The sequence below is a fragment of the Rhodanobacter sp. UC4438_H5 genome (assembly GCF_052978405.1).
In genome coordinates this window covers 1,382,737-1,398,472 of sequence record NZ_CM129672.1, presented here as the reverse complement: position 1 = coordinate 1,398,472, position 15,736 = coordinate 1,382,737, and the positions used below count along the sequence as shown (strand labels likewise).

Here is a 15,736-nt window from a genome sequence, read left to right as displayed (position 1 = left end):
ATCAGGGGGTGCGGCAAGCCACGCCGGCTGCAGACGCGATCTGTTCGCCGGGTTTGAGCTCGGCGAGCCAGGCGTCATGCATGCCCTTGCTCCACCATTGCCAATGCTCGTCCACGTAGCGCGCGCCATCGGCCGAAACCGCCGCGTGCAGCCGATGCGTCTGCGAGTCGAAGTCCAGCATGGCGGTCTGCGTGTCGGGATAGGCGGCCAGCACCGTGCGGCCATCGTCGCAGCGGTAGCGAATGCTGGCCGCGCCGATGGTCCCGGTTGCGCCGGCCACGCGGAACGGGCCGATCGAGTACGTGGATGGCTTGCCGCCGGCGCCGCAGAGTTGGCCGTGGAAGGGTGCGCTCACGGTTCCCGCGCCGATGGCCAGCGTGATGACGGCCGGCGACTCGCAATGGCCGTCGTCGTAGACGTTGCCTGAAACCCAGCGCATGTCGCTCTCCACACTGGCGCCGGGAGCCAGCGTGAGCCGTGGTGGTTGGGCGGCGGGTATTGGCGGGACCTGCGCGGCGATGGCCAGTGTTTGCCGTTGCGCGCCCCGCAAGCCCGGCGCGGGCATGGCGGCGATCGAACAGGCGACTTCGCTTGCGTTGTGCACGACCAGCATGGTGCCGGCATGCGACATCCCGTTTAAGCGGCCGTTGCCGTCGTCCAGCGACAGCTTGAGCTGCGCGGGCACGCATGCGGCGGGGGCGGCGGCTTGCGTCTGGCGTGTCGCGGGCGGCGCTGACGAACAGGCTGACAGCACCAGCAGGGGAATCATGGCTGGCCGCCATGGCGACGAGAACGTCCGGCGCAGGTGGCTCGACATGGCGGGCCTGGTCAGGTGGCTGCGTGCGCTCATGCGGGTCTCCCGCTCAGGAAGGGAGCGCCACGCTAGCAGCCGCTGCAGGTGAAATTCGTGAAGCCTCGCGGCGACCTGCGTGGCGCGTTATATCCGGGATTCATGGCAGCGACGCCCGGCGCGGACCTGGCCAGGGGTTTGAGCTGCGGTCAGGGCGTCGGCGTCGTGTCGGCTGCGCCGGGCGCTGCTGGCTTGAACGACACCGCCGGGCCGGGCACGACGTGCTTGCGCCACGCTGCCAGCTGTGCCGCGATGCCGCTGCCGACGTCGATCTGCGGTTCGGAGGGGGTGAGCTCGTCCTGCCTTTCCCAGTGGGCGATATCGCTGCGTGCCCGCTTGAACGCGTCGACGAAGTTGTCGGTGTGGTTCAGCGCATCGACCAGCCAGGCCTTGCCGAAGTAGGTGATGTCCGAATCGCTGCCGCAGCCGAACGAGCTGCGGTCGCTGCGTGCAGCGGTGAGCACCAGGGTGCCGGAACCGCGCAGCGGCGGCACGAAGCCGCCGGAGTAGCAGGCGTTGACCACCACCACTTTCCACCGGAAGTGGCGCGCCGCCAAAATGTCGGCGAGATCTTGCGCGCCGATCTGATCCAGCGGCAACGGGTCCATGTCGACCAGCAAGGTATGGTCCTCGTCGCCGTGGCTGGTGACGTAGAGCAGCAGGATGTCCTCGTCCGTTCGCATCACCTGCTGCAAGCCGTCGAGCGCCGCTTCGAGATTGCTCCAGCTGGCCAGCGGGTGGGTGGTCAGCGAGGCCGGGTTGTTCTCCAGCACCAGGCTGTGGACGGTGGGGCCGAAGCGCGAACCGAACAGTTGCGCGGCGTATTCGGCCTCATTGCGGAACACGTCCTCGCTGCCGTCGCCGGCGAAAGCGAGCAGGTAGAGATTGGGCTTGCCCGCCACCCGCGGCGTCAGTCGGGCGAGGGCGTCGCGTACCATCTGCGGCTGGGCGTAGAGCACCTGCTCGGGGCTGGGCGCGGATGCCGGCCAGGCATCGGGCGCCGCTGTCGATTCGGCCGGTGTTTCGGCTTGAAGCGGCATGGCGGGCGGCGTGTTGGCCGAGTCGGGGAGAGCGTTGACCGGCAACCACGCGGCCAGCGCCACGCCGGCGCTGAATGCCGCCGCGATGGTCAGCAGAGTACGCACGCCCCGACGCATCTCAGCTGGCCGGGTCGATCGCGTCGAAGTCGCGATAGACCCGATGGCCTGCCGCCTCCGGCAGCGGTTGCGGCTCACGCACCAGCCAGGCGGTTTGGAAACCGGCGGCGCGCGCGGCGTCCAGCTCCTCGACGATATCGGACAGGAACAGCAGGTGGCGGGGCTCCTCGCCCACGGCTTCGGCGATGCGGCGATAGGACTGCGCCTCGCGCTTGGGGCCGGTTTCCGTATCGAAATAGCCGGCGAACAAGGGCGTCAGGTCGCCGGCTTCCGAGTAGCGGAAGAACAGCTGCTGCGCCGGTACCGAACCGGAGGAGTACACATACAGGCGAAGCCCGTCGGCGCGCCAGGCGCGCAGGCGGGCAGCCACTTCGGGGTAGACGTGGGCGCGGTAGGCGCCGCTTTCGTAGCCTTCCTTCCAGATCATGCCCTGCAGCGCCTTGAGCGCGGTGGACTTGCGATCCTGCGCGATCCATTGCAGCAGCAATTCCACCACCTCCTGTCGTTCGGCCTCGATCATGCCGGCTTCGCGCGCGGCCTCGTGCAGCCAGTGCTGCACGTCGGGACGATCGCCATGGGTTTCCACGAACGCGGGCAGGCGCTTGCGGGCGAACGGGAACAGGACGTCGCGGACGAAGTCGATCGAGCTGGTGGTGCCCTCGATGTCGGTGACGATGGCGCGGATTTCGGTCATGGGGACGGGACTCGGGCCTTCGACAGATTCAGGACGATGGATGCGGGGGTTGGAAAAGGCATCGCCCGCGAGCGGGCTCCTACGGGTTCGGCTGCATGCGGGGGAAGCGGGTGGCGATGTCGTCGCCGGTGAAGTTGGCCACCCAGCCTTCCTTGTTGGTGAACAGGCGGATGGCCACGAAGTACGGCGCCTCGCTCATGTCGAACCAGTGCCGCGTGCCGTCGGGCACGCCGATCAGGTCGCCTTGCTCGCACAGCACGTCGTAGACCTTGCCATCCAGGTGCAGGGTGAACTGGCCGGAGCCGGCGACGAAGAATCGCACCTCGTCCTCGCTGTGGGTGTGTTCGCTGAGGAACTTCTGGCGCAGGGCGGCGCGGTCGGGATGGTCGGGAGCGAGGCTGATCACGTCGACGGCCTGGTAGCCGGCTTCGTCCATCAGGCGGTCGATGTCGCTGCGGTAGGCCGCGATCACTTCCTCCTGGCTGGCGCCCGGGGCGATCGGCTGGTTCGCTTCCCATCGTTCGAAGCGCACGCCGACCTTGGCCAGTTCTTCCGCGATGGCTTCGTGGCGGTCGAGCGTGGCGCGGGCGGTGTGCGGTTCGTTCTCGTCGAAAATGCGCAGGCGGCTCATGATGACCTCATTGTTCGCAGATCCAGTTCGCATCCGAGCAGGAACTCCAGCGCTTCCAGGTGGCGCTCGCTCTCGGCCATGTCGCGGCCCCAGGTATAGATGCCGTGGCCGTCGATCAGGTAGGCGTGCAGCGGTTTGCCGGCGTCGAGCCAGGCATCCACATGGGCGACCAGTTCGGGCATGTGCTGGGTGTTGGGAAACACCGGGATCTCCAGCACGCTGTCATGGCTGTGGTAGCCGCTGATCGCCTTCTGCAACTCCCAGCCCTGCAGCCGGACCACGCCCTCGCGGGCAAACAGTCGCGACGCCACGCTTTGCGTGCGCGAGTGGGTGTGCAACACCGCATTCATGTCGGGCCAGCGCCGGTAGACCTGGGTGTGCAGCGCAGTCTCGGCGCTGGGGCGCGCCCCGGTGCCCACCGGTCGACCCTCGAGGTCGATCAGCATGATGTCGTCGCGGCCCAGCTTGCCCTTGTCGCGCCCGGAGATCGTGATGGCGGCGTGGCCCGTATCGACGCGCATCGAGAAATTGCTGCTGGTCGCCGGAGTCCAGCCCTTGCCTGCGAGCGCGCGCGCGGTCTCGGCCACGCGGTCGGCGCAGGCGTCGAAGTGGCTGGCCGCGATCGCGTCGGGCAGGGACTGGCTCATGTGATTTGGACGTCCAAATGAGTGATCGATGATAACACGCCGCGCCAGCGGCTCTTGCCGGAATGAGAGCCATTCTCGCGAGTCAGGAAAGATTGCGTGACCGGGCGTACCATCGCCGAGGGGCCGGGGCAGGGTGCGTCGGCTGCAACCCAATGGAGACATGTGCCATGTCGAACGACAAAGATATCGAATCGCGTCGCCGGTTCCTCAAGGTGGCCGCAGGGACCACGGCGGCAGCCGTGGTGATGGGGGGCCTGCCGCGGTTCGCGCGTGCCGCCGACCTGCCGGCGTTGGGCCCTGACGATCCGACCGCCAAGGCCCTGGACTACGTGGAGGACACCACCAAGTCCACCAACCCCAAGCACAAGGCCGGCGACGATTGCGCGAACTGTCAGTTCTACTCCGGTGGCCCCACTGGCCGCGGCCCGTGCCAGCTGTTCCCGGGCAAGTCGGTGAACGCGAAAGGTTGGTGCGTGTCGCACACCCCCAAGAAAGCCTGACCGCCACGCGGCAAGCTCTGCAAGGCCGGCGATCTCGCCGGCCTTTTCATTTCATGGGGCGGATTCCGCGGACGAGCCGGCGATGGATGCGGATGCTGGACAAAGTGCGGCCCGGCGACGTCAGGCTGAGGAGCTGCTTTGCCTGACGGGCCGGGCCGCGATCCGGGGCCCACTGCCAAGTGATTTACCCTCGGACTGGGGATCATACTCCCGCGTTCGGCGAATGGGCGACCCCGGATGCAACTCGCCGCGATGGCGCACCGACAAGCTATTTAAAATCAATCACATAACACGCATTTTACATTCAAGTTCGCATGTTCTGCCGAGACTGGTGGAATCGCGACGTTTGCGTGACCTGTGTGCTTATGAAGTATTTTCGGTGATCTTCAGCGACGATCACTGAAATTTCGTCACGGACGGTTGATTGGCCGCCTGATGCAGCACGCTGTGCTTGCGGCTGTAGAGGAAGTAGATGGCGAAACCCAGCAGGGTCCAGCCGCCCAGGATCGCCCAGTTGAACCAGTCGAGACTGAACAGCAGGGCGAAGCAGCACGCCACGCCGGCAAGGCAGGTAAACCAGACCCACGGCACGCGGAAGGTGCGCGGCAGGTCCGGCAGGGTGTAGCGCAGGATAAGTACGCCGGCGCACACCGCCGAGAACGCGATCAGCGTGCCCATCGAGGTGAGGTTGGCCAGCAGGTCGAGCGGGAACACGGCCGCCAGCAAGGCGATCATGCTGCCGGTGATCAACGTGTTGATGTGCGGCGTGCGGTGACGCGGATGCACCTTGGCGAACACTTTCGGCAGCATGCCGTCACGCGCCATGATCATGAAGATGCGCGGCTGCGCGATGATCATTACCAGGATCACCGACGACAGGCCGATCATGGCGCCGATCTCGACGATCAGGCGCAGCCAGTCCAGCTCGGGATGCGCGGCCACCGCGGTGACCACCGGCTCGGCGGTGTCCAGCAGGGTGTACGGCACCAGCCCGGTGAGCACCGCGGCCATCGCCAGATAGAGCACGGTGCAGATCACCAGCGACACCAGGATGCCGAAGGGCAGGTCGCGTTGCGGTGTCTTGCATTCCTGCGCCGCCGTGGAGGTGGCCTCGAAGCCGATGTAGGCGAAGAACACCATGGCCGCGCCGCGCATGATGCCGGACCAGCCGTACTTGCCGTCGCCCTGCGGCTCGGGGATGAACGGATGCCAGTTCTCGGGGTTCACGTAGCGGTAGCCGGCCACCACCACGATGATGATCAGACCGACCTTGACCAGCACCATCAGCGCGTTGAGGCTGGACGATTCGCGGATGCCGATGTAGCACAGCCAGGTCAGCGCCATCACGATTGCCACCGCGGGCAGGTTGAACAGGTGGCCCGTGACCACGAGTTCGCCCTTGGTGAAGGCCAGCGGTGCTTCGGTCAGCGCCACCGGCAGGTGCAGTCCCATATGATCGAGCAGGCTGGTGAAGTAGCCGGTCCAGCTCGCCGCCACGGCGGAGGCGGAGATGCCGTATTCCGCCACCATGTTCCAGCCGATGAACCAGGCCGCCAGTTCGCCCAGCGACGCATAGGCGTACGAATAGGAGCTGCCGGAGATCGGGATCAAGGTGGCGAACTCGGCGTAGCACAAGGCCGCAAAGCCGCTGCAGATCGCCGCGATGATGAAGGAGATCAGCACCGCCGGGCCGGCATGTTCGGCCGCGGCCGTGCCGGTGACCACGAAGATGCCGGTGCCGATCACCGCGCCGATGCCCAGCGCCGTGATGCCCCACGGCCCCAGCGTGCGGCGCAGGCCCGGACCGTGGGCGTGGTCGTCGTTGCTGAAATCGGTCTTGCGGGCGAGCAACTGGCTGAGCATGGGAAAGTCTTCGTGGCCGGGGCGGAGAGCAGCAAAAGCGTCGCGGCCGGCGTTGGAGGCGCCGGCCGCGGGTTGGTCAGTGGGCGTTCTGGCGCAACTTGCTGTTGCGGTAACCGTAGAAGCCGTAGATCAGGAAGCCGATCGCGGTCCAGCCGAGGATCAGCCACCAGCGCACCACGAACGCCTGCCAGAACAGGAACAGGCAGGCTGCCGCGCCGAGCGGGCAGACGACCCACACGAATGGCACGCGGAATGCGCGCGGCAGATCCGGGCGCGTGTGGCGAAGCACCAGCACGCCGATGCATACGGTGGTGAACGCCAGCAGCGTGCCCATCGAAACCAGGTCGCCGAGCACGTCGACCGGGAACAGGCCGGCCAGCACCGAGGCGATCACACCCACGATGACCGTGCCCACGTACGGGGTGCGGTGCTTCTTGTGCACCTTGCCCAGCAGCGGCGGCAGCAGGCCGTCGCGCGACATCGAATAGAAGATGCGCGGCTGGCCCATCAGCATCACCAGCACCACCGAGCTGAGACCCGCCAGCGCGGCAAACACCACCAGGATCTTCAGCGTGCCGAGGATATGGCTGGCGCTGCTGCCGGCCGGCACGTTGCCCAGCACGTAGTTGAGCGCGGTGGCCACCGGCTCGGGCGTGTTGAGTTCGGTGTAGGGGGCCAGGCCGGTCAGCGCCGCGGACATCGCGATGTAGAGCAGGGTGCAGATCGCCAGCGAGCCGAGGATGCCGATCGGCATGTCGCGCTGCGGATTCTTCGCCTCGCCCGCGGCGGTCGATACGGCATCGAAGCCGATATAGGCGAAGAACACCAGCGTCGCCGCGCGGATCACGCCGCTCCAGCCGTACTTGGCGCCGCCCTCGTTCTCCGGGATGAACGGGTGCCAGAGATCCGGGTTGAGGTAATGGAACGTCACGGCCAGGAACAGCAGGATCACGATGACCTTGATCGCCACGATGATCGCGTTGACCGTGGCCGATTGGGTGATGCCGCGGTAGCAGAGCCAGCTGATCGCCGCCACGATGGCCACCGCCGGCAGGTTGATCAGGGTGCCGGTGGCGATGATGTGGTGGCCGCTGGCGTCGAAGGTCAGTGGTGCCGAGGCCAGTGCGGCGGGCAGCGAGACATCCACGCCGATCCAGGCGCTGATCATGCGCAGCATTTCATTGAAGTAGCCCGACCAGCCCACCGCGACGGTCGAGGCGGCGAACAGGTATTCCAGCACCAGGTTCCAGCCGACGAACCAGGCGACCACCTCGCCCAGCGTGGCGTAGGAATAGGAGTAGGCGCTGCCCGATACCGGCAGCATCGCGGCGAACTCCGCGTAGCAGAGGCCGGCCAGTGCGCAGGCGAAACCGGCCATCAGGAAGCTGATCACCAGCGCCGGACCGGCGAACTGCGCCGCCGCCGTGCCGGTGAGCACGAAGATGCCGGCGCCGATGACCGCGCCGATACCGAGCATCACCAGGTGACGCGCGGTCAGTGCGCGTTTCAGTGTCACCTCGCCGGTACCGCTGCCCTCGACAGGCTCGCCGGCGTCGACATGAGGCATCGCCTCGATGCCGTGGGTGGCAAAAAGACCTTTTGTCATCGGGTTCCCCTCGGATGGATTTCCTGTCCTTTCCGCGCGATGGCGGCGTGCGTGGACAGGCTGGACAATGGCGGGCCAACATATCCCATGCGACGAAGGTTGTACAAGCTTCGTCCATGTTGCGGCGAAACATGCCGCGCCCACTTTCTTTCACGCGTGCAGGTGCCCATGGGCGAGTCCGCAAGCAGTCTCATCCAGGCCCTTCGTCGCTACCGTGACCAATGGCAGGGTGACGCCGACGTCGTCGCGCAGTTCGAGGATTTCGCGCAGACACACGCGGATGCTTTCGAGCGCGGCAACCCGGTGGCCCATTTCACCGGCTCGGCCTGGCTGGTCAGCGCCGATGGCGAGCGCGTGCTGCTGATGCATCACCGCAAGCTCGATCGCTGGCTGCAGCCGGGCGGGCATGCCGATGGCGATACGGATCTTGCGCGTGTCGCCCTGCGCGAGGCGGAAGAGGAAACCGGCCTGGCCGGCCTTCATGTCGATGGCGGCATTTTCGATGTCGACCGACATCGCATTCCCGCCCGCGCGGACGAGCCGGAGCACTGGCACTACGACTTGCGCTACGTGGTGCGCGCGAGTGCCGACGAGTCGTTCGTGGTCAACGCCGAATCGCACGCGCTGGCATGGCGACCGGTGAACGAGGTGGCCGCTGACGAGACACTCGACACGTCGTTGCGGCGGATGGCGCGCAAGTGGCTGGCGTAGGGCGGGCACTGCCCGCCGGTTTTCGATGTACCTTGCGCAGAGCGGCGGGCGGTGCCCGCCCTACGCGTATTTTCCTGGTGCGGGATGGACGTGGCCGCATTCGCTGCAGGTGCGTGCGTCGGTCGAGCGGTAGAAGCGCTCGAATACCGGCGGGAAGTCCTGCTCGATGCTGGCGAGGGTGAAATACTCCTCGTAGAGCTTGTGGTTGCATTGCTCGCAGAACCACATCAGGCCGTCTTTTTCGCCGGGCAGGCGGCGGCGCTCGATCACCAGTCCGATCGAGCCGGCGGCGCGGTTGGGCGAGTGCGGCACGCGCGCGGGCAGGTAGAAGATCTCGCCGGCGCGCAGCGGGATGTCGCGGGCCACGCCGTCGTCCTGCACCTTCAGCGTGATCTCGCCCTCGAGCTGGTAGAAGAACTCGGGGCCTTCGTCGTAGTGGTAGTCGGTGCGCGCGTTCGGCCCGCCCACGATCATGATGATGAAGTCGCCGTCGACGATGCACTTGTTGCCCACCGGCGGCTTCAGCAGGTGGCGGTGCTCGTCGATCCAGTGCTCGAGATTCAGTGGCGGCAGCAGGGCCATGTGCATTTGCTCGGGAAAAGCCAGTTCGCACGATAGCGCCGCCATTCCCACAAAAAAAGCCGCCCGGGCATTCCCGGGCAGCTGCTGCGAGCGGTTGAAGGTTTTGCCGTTACGGCATCAGGACCTTGTCGATCACGAAGATCTCGCCGTTGGACTGGGTCACGTCGGCAATCGTGATGTGGGCGACATTGCCCTTGTCATCGGTCACCGTCCACTTGCCGTCGTGCTTCGCCACGGTGATCGAATCGCCCTCGACCGTCTTCAGCACCGCCTTGCCACCATGCGCCTTCGCCAGCTTGGCAAGGTCGTGCGCGGTATATTTGCCCGGCACCACATGGTAGGTGAGGATCTTGGTCAGCGTGGCCTTGTTCTCCGGCTTGAGCAGGTTGTCTACCGTACCCGCGGGCAGTGCGGCGAATGCCTCGTTGGTGGGCGCAAAAACGGTGAACGGTCCGGGGCCTTCGAGCGTGTCGACGAGGCCGGCGGCTTTCACCGCGGCGACCAGGGTGGTGTGATCTTTCGAGTTGATCGCGTTCTCGACGATGTTCTTCGTCGGGTACATCGCGGCACCGCCGACCATCACGGTCTTCTGCATGCTCATCGAATCCATCTGGCCGGCCATCGCCATCGGGGCGAAGGCGGCGGTGGCCAGTGCCATCGAAAGACCAAGAGTGAGGGCGCGCACGCGGGAATGGGTCTTCATGAAAGTTCTCCAGGGGTTTCCGCTTCGCGGATTGGAAGCACCTGTAGATACGCGACATGCGCTCCAGTGGATGCAAGGTGTCGGCGTGCGATTCAGTGAAGTGAAATCCATGCGAAGCACGGGCTCGCCAGGACGCGGACGATTACACCTCGAGCGTGGCCAGGTCGCCTTTCTCTTCGAGCCACGCCTTGCGGTCGCCGGCGCGCTTCTTGGCCAGCAGCATGTCCATCATCTTCGCCGTGCCGGCATCGTCGTCGACGGTCAGCTGCACCAGGCGGCGGGTGTCCGGGTGGATGGTGGATTCGCGCAACTGCGGCGGATTCATCTCGCCCAGGCCCTTGAAGCGGGTGGTGCTGACTGCGCCCTTGATCTTCTCGCGCTCGATCCGCTGCAGCATCGCTTCCTTCTCGCCCTCGTCGAGGCAATAGAACACCTGCTTGCCCACGTCGACACGGAACAGCGGCGGCATCGCCACGAACACGTGGCCTTCGCTGACCAGTCGCGGGAAATGCCGCAGGAACAGGGCCGAGAGCAGGGTGGCGATGTGCAGGCCGTCGGAGTCGGCGTCGGCGAGGATGATCACCTTGCCGTAGCGCAGGCCGCTCAAGTCGTCCTTGCCCGGATCGCAGCCGATCGCCACGGCGAGGTTGTGCACTTCTTCGGAGGCCAGCACCGAGGTGGATTCGACTTCCCACGTGTTGAGGATCTTGCCGCGCAGCGGCAGGATTGCCTGGAACTCCTTGTCGCGTGCCTGCTTGGCGCTGCCGCCGGCCGAATCGCCCTCGACCAGGAACAGCTCCGTGCGGGTGAGGTCGGTGGCGGTACAGTCGGCCAGCTTGCCGGGCAGTTGCGGACCCTGGGTGATCTTCTTGCGCACGATCTGCTTGGCCGCCTTCAGCCGTGCGCTGGCGCGCTCGATCGCCAACTGGGCGATGCGCTCGCCCATGTCCACGTTCTGGTTCAGCCACAGGCTGAAGGCGTCGTGGATGACGTTCTCGATCAACCCGGCGGCATGACGCGAGGACAGCCGCTCCTTCGTCTGGCCGGCGAACTGCGGGTCCTGCAGGCGCGCGGACAGCACGAACGCGATGCGCTCCCACACATCCTCCGGCGCCAGCTTCACGCCGCGCGGCAGCAGGTTGCGGATGTCGCAGAACTCGCGGATCGCGGTGGTCAGGCCACTGCGCAGGCCGTTGACGTGGGTGCCGCCCTGCATGGTGGGGATCAGGTTGACGTAGCTTTCCTGGACCAGTTCGCCCTCGGGCAGCCAGGCCAGCGCGACCTCCATGCCTTCGGCGTCGCGCGCCATCTGGTGCACGAACAGCTCGGTCGGCAGCAGCTCGTTGCCATCCAGTTCGCCGCGCAGGTAGTCGCGCAAACCGTCCTCGTAACGCCACTCGATGACTTCGCCGCTGGCCTCGTCGGTCAGCTTCATGTTGAGGCCGGCGCACAACACCGCCTTGGCGCGCAGCAAATGCTTGAGCTTGCCCAGCGAGATCTTCGGCGAATCGAAATACTTCGCCTCCGGCCAGAAATGCAGCGTCGTGCCGCTGCGCTTCTTCGGCACGCTGCCGATCACTTCCAGCGGGCTGACCTTGTCGCCATGCTCGAACGCCATCGCGTATTCCGAGCCGTCGCGGCGGATCGTCACCTCGACGCGATCGGACAAGGCGTTGACCACCGACACGCCCACGCCGTGCAGGCCGCCGGAAAAGCTGTAGTTCTTGCCGCTGAACTTACCGCCCGCATGCAGTCGCGTCATGATCAGCTCGACGCCCGACACGCCTTCCTCGGGATGGATGTCCACCGGCATGCCGCGGCCGTCGTCGCTCACCGACACCGAACCGTCGCCGTGCAAGACCACCTCAATCGCACTGGCGTGGCCGGCCAGCGCCTCGTCCACCGAGTTGTCCACCACCTCCTGCACCAGATGGTTCGGCCGGGTGGTGTCGGTGTACATGCCCGGCCGGCGCTTGACCGGGTCCAGGCCGGAGAGGACTTCGATGTCGGCGGCGTTGTAGCGACTGCTCATGTGGGTGTTTCGATGGAGAAAAGACGGCAAAGCATGGGGCGCGCGGGTGGCGACGGTCAAGCCGGACAGGCTCGGGCTGGCGGCACGGAAGGCATCTGGACGGCCCCTTTGACGGCACCAGGCCGAACAGCGCCTGGATCCGAGCGCCGAGTTCGCGGGCCAGTCGTTCGCGGCATCGCACAAGGATGATGTGTGTCACGCTGACAGGCGTGGGTGCACGTTATCCTGTGGCTTCGATGGAGATTTGTCGACCGGGGATCAGGGAAGATGACGGGACTGCAGGGTGCATGGATCGAGCTGGAACGCTGGGCTGCCCGCCGCGTTTCTGCGGCAAAAGGCGATGCCATCCTGCTGGCGGCGCGCAGTCGCTGCCTCAAGGAGGCATTGACGCAATCGGCCCAGCAGGCTGCCGAACAGATCGAGCGCGACTTTCATGATCTGGACGTCGCCGCGGTTGCCCGGGAGATCGCCCGCCTGCTGGCCGAATGCCTGGCGATCATGGTCGCCACCACCGGCATCGGCGCACTGCTCGGTGGCGTCGCGGGATTCTTCGGCGGTTTCGGGGCTGGCGCCGCGCCGGGTGCGGTGGCGGGCGCGGCGCTGGGCGCGGAAGCGGGCGAATGGATGCTCGCCGCGCTGGGCCTGAAGGCGTTGGCCGAATTCGTCGTGGAAGGCCTGCCAGCCATCGGACGCACCTATTGGAGCGGCATTCGCGAAGCGTGGCTGGCCGCTGCTCCGCCACCCTTGCCCCAGGGGCAACCGCACATCAACGCCTTTGCCATCCGGCACGCGGCCAGCCTGCTTGCCCGCGGTCACGTGGCCATGTTCGTCCTGTTGCTGATGGCGATTGTCGCCTACGTCAGCAAGGGGCGTGGCAGCATGCGGGAACTCGCCGAAAAGGCCAGCCATGGTCGTTTGGGGCGCAAGTTCGGCGAATGGTTGTTGCGAAATGAGTCGAAGCTCAAAGCCGATCCGCGGCTGCGTTCGAGTGAAGAGCCAATCGTTGGGTTCGGCGAATCAAGCAAATCCCCTCAAGGCGGAAGCAGCAAGCCTGCACCGAGGCGTTCACCCGCGGCAAAGCCTTCTACGGCTGCCGTGAAGAGCACCGCCGTGGAGAAGGAGCCGATTGTCCAGAGGGGTGGGGCGCACGGCGACGTCAAGGGGTTGCCGGGTTACGAGTCGCACCACATGCCTGCCGATTCGGTCAGTCCTCTTCCCACGAATCAAGGCCCTGCCATTGCGATGAAGATTGACGATCACCGCATGACAGGGAGTTGGGGCAACTCTCGGGAAGCGCGCGCGTATCGAAAGCGACAGGCGGAACTTCTCGAGCAGGGAAAGTTCGGCGAGGCCCAGAAGATGGATGTGGACGACGTGCGCGCGAAGTTTGGCGACAAGTACAATGAGGCCATCGATCAGATGCTGAAGTACACGGACAAGAAGGGGCCTTGAAGTGAAATACGACATCGCTCCAGGCAAGGGAATCAAAGGCATTCCGTTCGGGACAGGCGTGTCAGGGGTACGGGCGGCGTTGGGCGCGGGCTTCAAGTCGTTCATGCGCACCCCGGGCGCTGCGCATCCGTGTGACTATTTCGCCGGTGCGGGACTGTTCGCCAACTACGACAAGACCGGGCGTCTGGAGGCGATCGAGCTGGCCTCGCCTGCAGCGCCGGAGCTCTACGGGATCAACTTGCTGGGCATGGGTTTCGAGCAAGCTGTGAAATACCTCAAGTCCAAGGATCCGCAGCTTGAGCGCGAGGTCGACGGGGCGATTTCCCTGGCGCTGGGGATAAGCCTTTACGCACCGCACGCGGTGAATGATCCGAAGCTGCCGCCGGAAAGCGTGCTGGTGTTCGCGCCCGGTTATTACGACTGAATTGTTGCTGTGGTCATCACGGCTTCACCGATACCCCTGCGCCTGCAACGAGAACAGGTGTGCGTAATGCCCGTCCTCGGCCATCAGCTGCTCGTGGTTGCCGCGTTCGACGATGCGGCCGTCCTGGATCACGATGATCTGGTCGGCCATGCGCACGGTGGAAAAGCGGTGCGAGATCAGGATCGCGATGCGGCCGCCGGAAAGTTCGCGGAAGTGTTCGAAGATGGTGGCTTCGGCTTGCGCATCCATCGCGGCGGTGGGTTCGTCCAGCACCAGGATGTCGGCGCGTGAGCGCATGAAGGCGCGGGCCAGGGCGATCTTCTGCCACTGGCCGCCGGAGAGTTCCCGCCCGTCGTTGAACCACTTGCCCAGCTGCGTATCGAAGCCGGCCGGCAGGCTGTCGATGAAGTCGCTGGCCATGCCCTTGTCGCTGGCCTCGCGCCAGCGCGCCTCGTCGTCGAAGTGGGTGACGTCGCCGGCGCCGACGTTCTCGCCCACGCGCATCTGGTAGCGCGCGAAATCCTGGAAGATCACGCCGATGCGCTGCAGCAGCACGCCCTCGTCCCACTCGCGCAGGTCGGTGCCGTCGAGCAGGATGCGGCCGCTGTCGGGCGTGTACAGGCGCGTGAGCAGCTTGATCAGGGTGGTCTTGCCCGAGCCGTTCTGGCCGACCAGGGCCAGCGATTCGCCTGGGCGGATGTGCAGGTCGATGTCGCGCAGCGCCGGCTCGCCGGCGCCGGGGTAGGTGAAGCTGACCTGCTCGAAGCGGATGCCGTCCTCGGGCCGCGCGCCGCGCTGTGCCATGCCGGTGGCCGGCGGCACCGGGGTTTCCAGGTATTCGTACAGGGTGGAGAGGTAGAGGTTGTCCTCGTACATGCCGCCGATCGCCGACAGCATCGCCGACACCGCCGACTGGCCCTGGCGGAACAGCGCCAGGTACATCGTCATCTGGCCCAGGGTGATGCGTGCCATCACGGTGCTGGCGGCAATCCACGCATAGGCGCCGTACAGCGCCAGCGTGCCCAGCAGGCCCAGCACGAAACCCCAGCTGTCGCGACGCACGGCAAGGTCGCGGTCGGCGCGGTACAGGGTGTGGAAGATGTCGCGGTAGCGTTGCAGCAGCAGCGGGCCCAAGCCGAACAGCTTCACTTCCTTGGCGTGGTCCTCGCGCGCCAGCACGGTTTCCAGATACAGCTGCATGCGCGTTTCCGGCGAACGCCAGCGGAACAGGCGGAACGCGTCGCCGGAGAACTTGGTCTCGGCGAAGAATGAGGGCAGGCCGGCCAGCAGCAGCACCGCCACCGCCCACGGCGAGAACTGGAACAGCAGGCTGCCGTAGCTGAGCAGCGAGATCGCGTTCTGGCCCAGCCCGAACGTGCGCGTGACCAGCGACAACGGCCGGCTCGATGCCTCGCGCCGGGCGCGCGTGAGCTTGTCGTAGAACTCCGAATCCTCGAAGTGCGCCAGCTCCAGGGTCAGCGCCTTTTCCAGGATCATCACGTTGACGCGCTGGCCGAGCTGCGCGCGCAGCAGCGACTGGCACAGCGACAGGCCGCGTTGCGCGCCGGCCAGCGCCGCCACCAGCATGCCTTCCAGCGCCACCCATTCGAAGACCGATCGCAGCGGCGCGTGGCCGTCTGTGGCCCAGAGGCGGCTGGCGGCCACCACCGCGTCCACGATGTGCGCACCGACCCAGGCGATGCCGGCCGGCAGCAGGCCGGCGACCAGGGTGAGCGCGGCCAGCGCGACGGTCAGCGCGTGGCTGGTGCTCCAGACCAGTTCCAGCGCACGACCGCTGTAGCGGAACACACCCAGGAAGCTTCGGGCGAGTTCCTTCGGTGGCTCGGGAGAAGTGGCGTGGGGTGGCACGTTGGAGGTCGCCGG

At 66.2% G+C, this 15,736-nt stretch carries 15 protein-coding genes; 4 read left to right on the top strand and 11 right to left on the bottom strand.

From position 1 onward, the window contains the following. Window position 1: 1 nt before the first annotated feature. The 5 genes from ACVCL9_RS06520 to ACVCL9_RS06500 all read right to left on the bottom strand — a co-directional run bounded on the left by ACVCL9_RS06520 (window position 2) and on the right by ACVCL9_RS06500 (window position 3,979). Window positions 2-850 (bottom strand): MliC family protein, encoded by an 849-nt coding sequence (locus tag ACVCL9_RS06520; protein WP_447098707.1) that lies wholly within the window; start codon window positions 848-850, stop codon window positions 2-4. A gap of 149 nt (window positions 851-999) precedes the next feature. Further along, the gene (locus ACVCL9_RS06515) at window positions 1,000-1,995 is read right to left on the bottom strand and encodes a C13 family peptidase (RefSeq protein WP_447098708.1); all 996 of its coding nucleotides are present in this window, start codon (window positions 1,993-1,995) and stop codon (window positions 1,000-1,002) included. Window positions 1,996-2,008: 13 nt separating this feature from the next. Then, on the bottom strand, window positions 2,009-2,701 hold the full coding sequence (gene mtnC, locus ACVCL9_RS06510; RefSeq protein WP_447098709.1) for an acireductone synthase: 693 nt from the start codon (window positions 2,699-2,701) through the stop codon (window positions 2,009-2,011). Window positions 2,702-2,780: 79 nt separating this feature from the next. Continuing rightward, window positions 2,781-3,332 carry a 1,2-dihydroxy-3-keto-5-methylthiopentene dioxygenase gene (locus ACVCL9_RS06505; protein WP_395118987.1) on the bottom strand — a complete coding sequence of 184 codons (552 nt, stop codon included), beginning with the start codon at window positions 3,330-3,332 and terminating at the stop codon, window positions 2,781-2,783. Continuing rightward, the gene (locus tag ACVCL9_RS06500) at window positions 3,329-3,979 is read right to left on the bottom strand and encodes a methylthioribulose 1-phosphate dehydratase (protein ID WP_447098710.1); all 651 of its coding nucleotides are present in this window, start codon (window positions 3,977-3,979) and stop codon (window positions 3,329-3,331) included. The genes ACVCL9_RS06505 and ACVCL9_RS06500 overlap by 4 nt, the downstream gene beginning before the upstream one ends. 167 nt (window positions 3,980-4,146) lie before the next feature. Here ACVCL9_RS06500 and ACVCL9_RS06495 point away from each other — a divergent pair, with 167 nt between their 5' ends. Next, window positions 4,147-4,479: a high-potential iron-sulfur protein gene (locus ACVCL9_RS06495; protein ID WP_395118983.1), complete on the top strand. Its 333-nt coding sequence runs from the start codon at window positions 4,147-4,149 to the stop codon at window positions 4,477-4,479. Window positions 4,480-4,875: 396 nt separating this feature from the next. Here the strand turns inward: ACVCL9_RS06495 and ACVCL9_RS06490 are convergent, their stop codons facing one another. Both ACVCL9_RS06490 and ACVCL9_RS06485 read right to left on the bottom strand, forming a co-directional pair. After that, window positions 4,876-6,342 (bottom strand): amino acid permease, encoded by a 1,467-nt coding sequence (locus ACVCL9_RS06490; protein WP_395118981.1) that lies wholly within the window; start codon window positions 6,340-6,342, stop codon window positions 4,876-4,878. Window positions 6,343-6,418: 76 nt separating this feature from the next. After that, window positions 6,419-7,948 (bottom strand): amino acid permease, encoded by a 1,530-nt coding sequence (locus ACVCL9_RS06485; RefSeq protein WP_395118979.1) that lies wholly within the window; start codon window positions 7,946-7,948, stop codon window positions 6,419-6,421. 168 nt (window positions 7,949-8,116) lie between these two features. Between ACVCL9_RS06485 and ACVCL9_RS06480 the strand changes: the two genes are divergently transcribed. Next, on the top strand, window positions 8,117-8,659 hold the full coding sequence (locus ACVCL9_RS06480) for an NUDIX hydrolase (RefSeq protein ID WP_447098711.1): 543 nt from the start codon (window positions 8,117-8,119) through the stop codon (window positions 8,657-8,659). A 60-nt stretch (window positions 8,660-8,719) separates the two neighbouring features. On the opposite strand, the gene ACVCL9_RS06475 is transcribed toward ACVCL9_RS06480, so the two are convergent. The 3 genes from ACVCL9_RS06475 to parE all read right to left on the bottom strand — a co-directional run bounded on the left by ACVCL9_RS06475 (window position 8,720) and on the right by parE (window position 11,976). Further along, complete coding sequence (locus ACVCL9_RS06475) at window positions 8,720-9,241, bottom strand: 3-hydroxyanthranilate 3,4-dioxygenase (protein ID WP_447098712.1); 522 nt, start codon at window positions 9,239-9,241, stop codon at window positions 8,720-8,722. A gap of 109 nt (window positions 9,242-9,350) precedes the next feature. Continuing rightward, on the bottom strand, window positions 9,351-9,944 hold the full coding sequence (locus ACVCL9_RS06470; RefSeq protein WP_447098713.1) for a fasciclin domain-containing protein: 594 nt from the start codon (window positions 9,942-9,944) through the stop codon (window positions 9,351-9,353). Window positions 9,945-10,086: 142 nt separating this feature from the next. After that, on the bottom strand, window positions 10,087-11,976 hold the full coding sequence (gene parE, locus ACVCL9_RS06465) for a DNA topoisomerase IV subunit B (RefSeq protein ID WP_447098714.1): 1,890 nt from the start codon (window positions 11,974-11,976) through the stop codon (window positions 10,087-10,089). A gap of 267 nt (window positions 11,977-12,243) precedes the next feature. Here parE and ACVCL9_RS06460 point away from each other — a divergent pair, with 267 nt between their 5' ends. Then, window positions 12,244-13,428 carry a DUF6861 domain-containing protein gene (locus ACVCL9_RS06460; protein ID WP_447098715.1) on the top strand — a complete coding sequence of 395 codons (1,185 nt, stop codon included), beginning with the start codon at window positions 12,244-12,246 and terminating at the stop codon, window positions 13,426-13,428. A gap of 1 nt (window position 13,429) precedes the next feature. Next, window positions 13,430-13,852 carry a hypothetical protein gene (locus tag ACVCL9_RS06455; protein ID WP_447098716.1) on the top strand — a complete coding sequence of 141 codons (423 nt, stop codon included), beginning with the start codon at window positions 13,430-13,432 and terminating at the stop codon, window positions 13,850-13,852. Between the two features lie 24 nt (window positions 13,853-13,876). On the opposite strand, the gene ACVCL9_RS06450 is transcribed toward ACVCL9_RS06455, so the two are convergent. Continuing rightward, the gene (locus ACVCL9_RS06450; protein ID WP_447098717.1) at window positions 13,877-15,721 is read right to left on the bottom strand and encodes an ABC transporter ATP-binding protein; all 1,845 of its coding nucleotides are present in this window, start codon (window positions 15,719-15,721) and stop codon (window positions 13,877-13,879) included. Window positions 15,722-15,736: the final 15 nt, after the last annotated feature.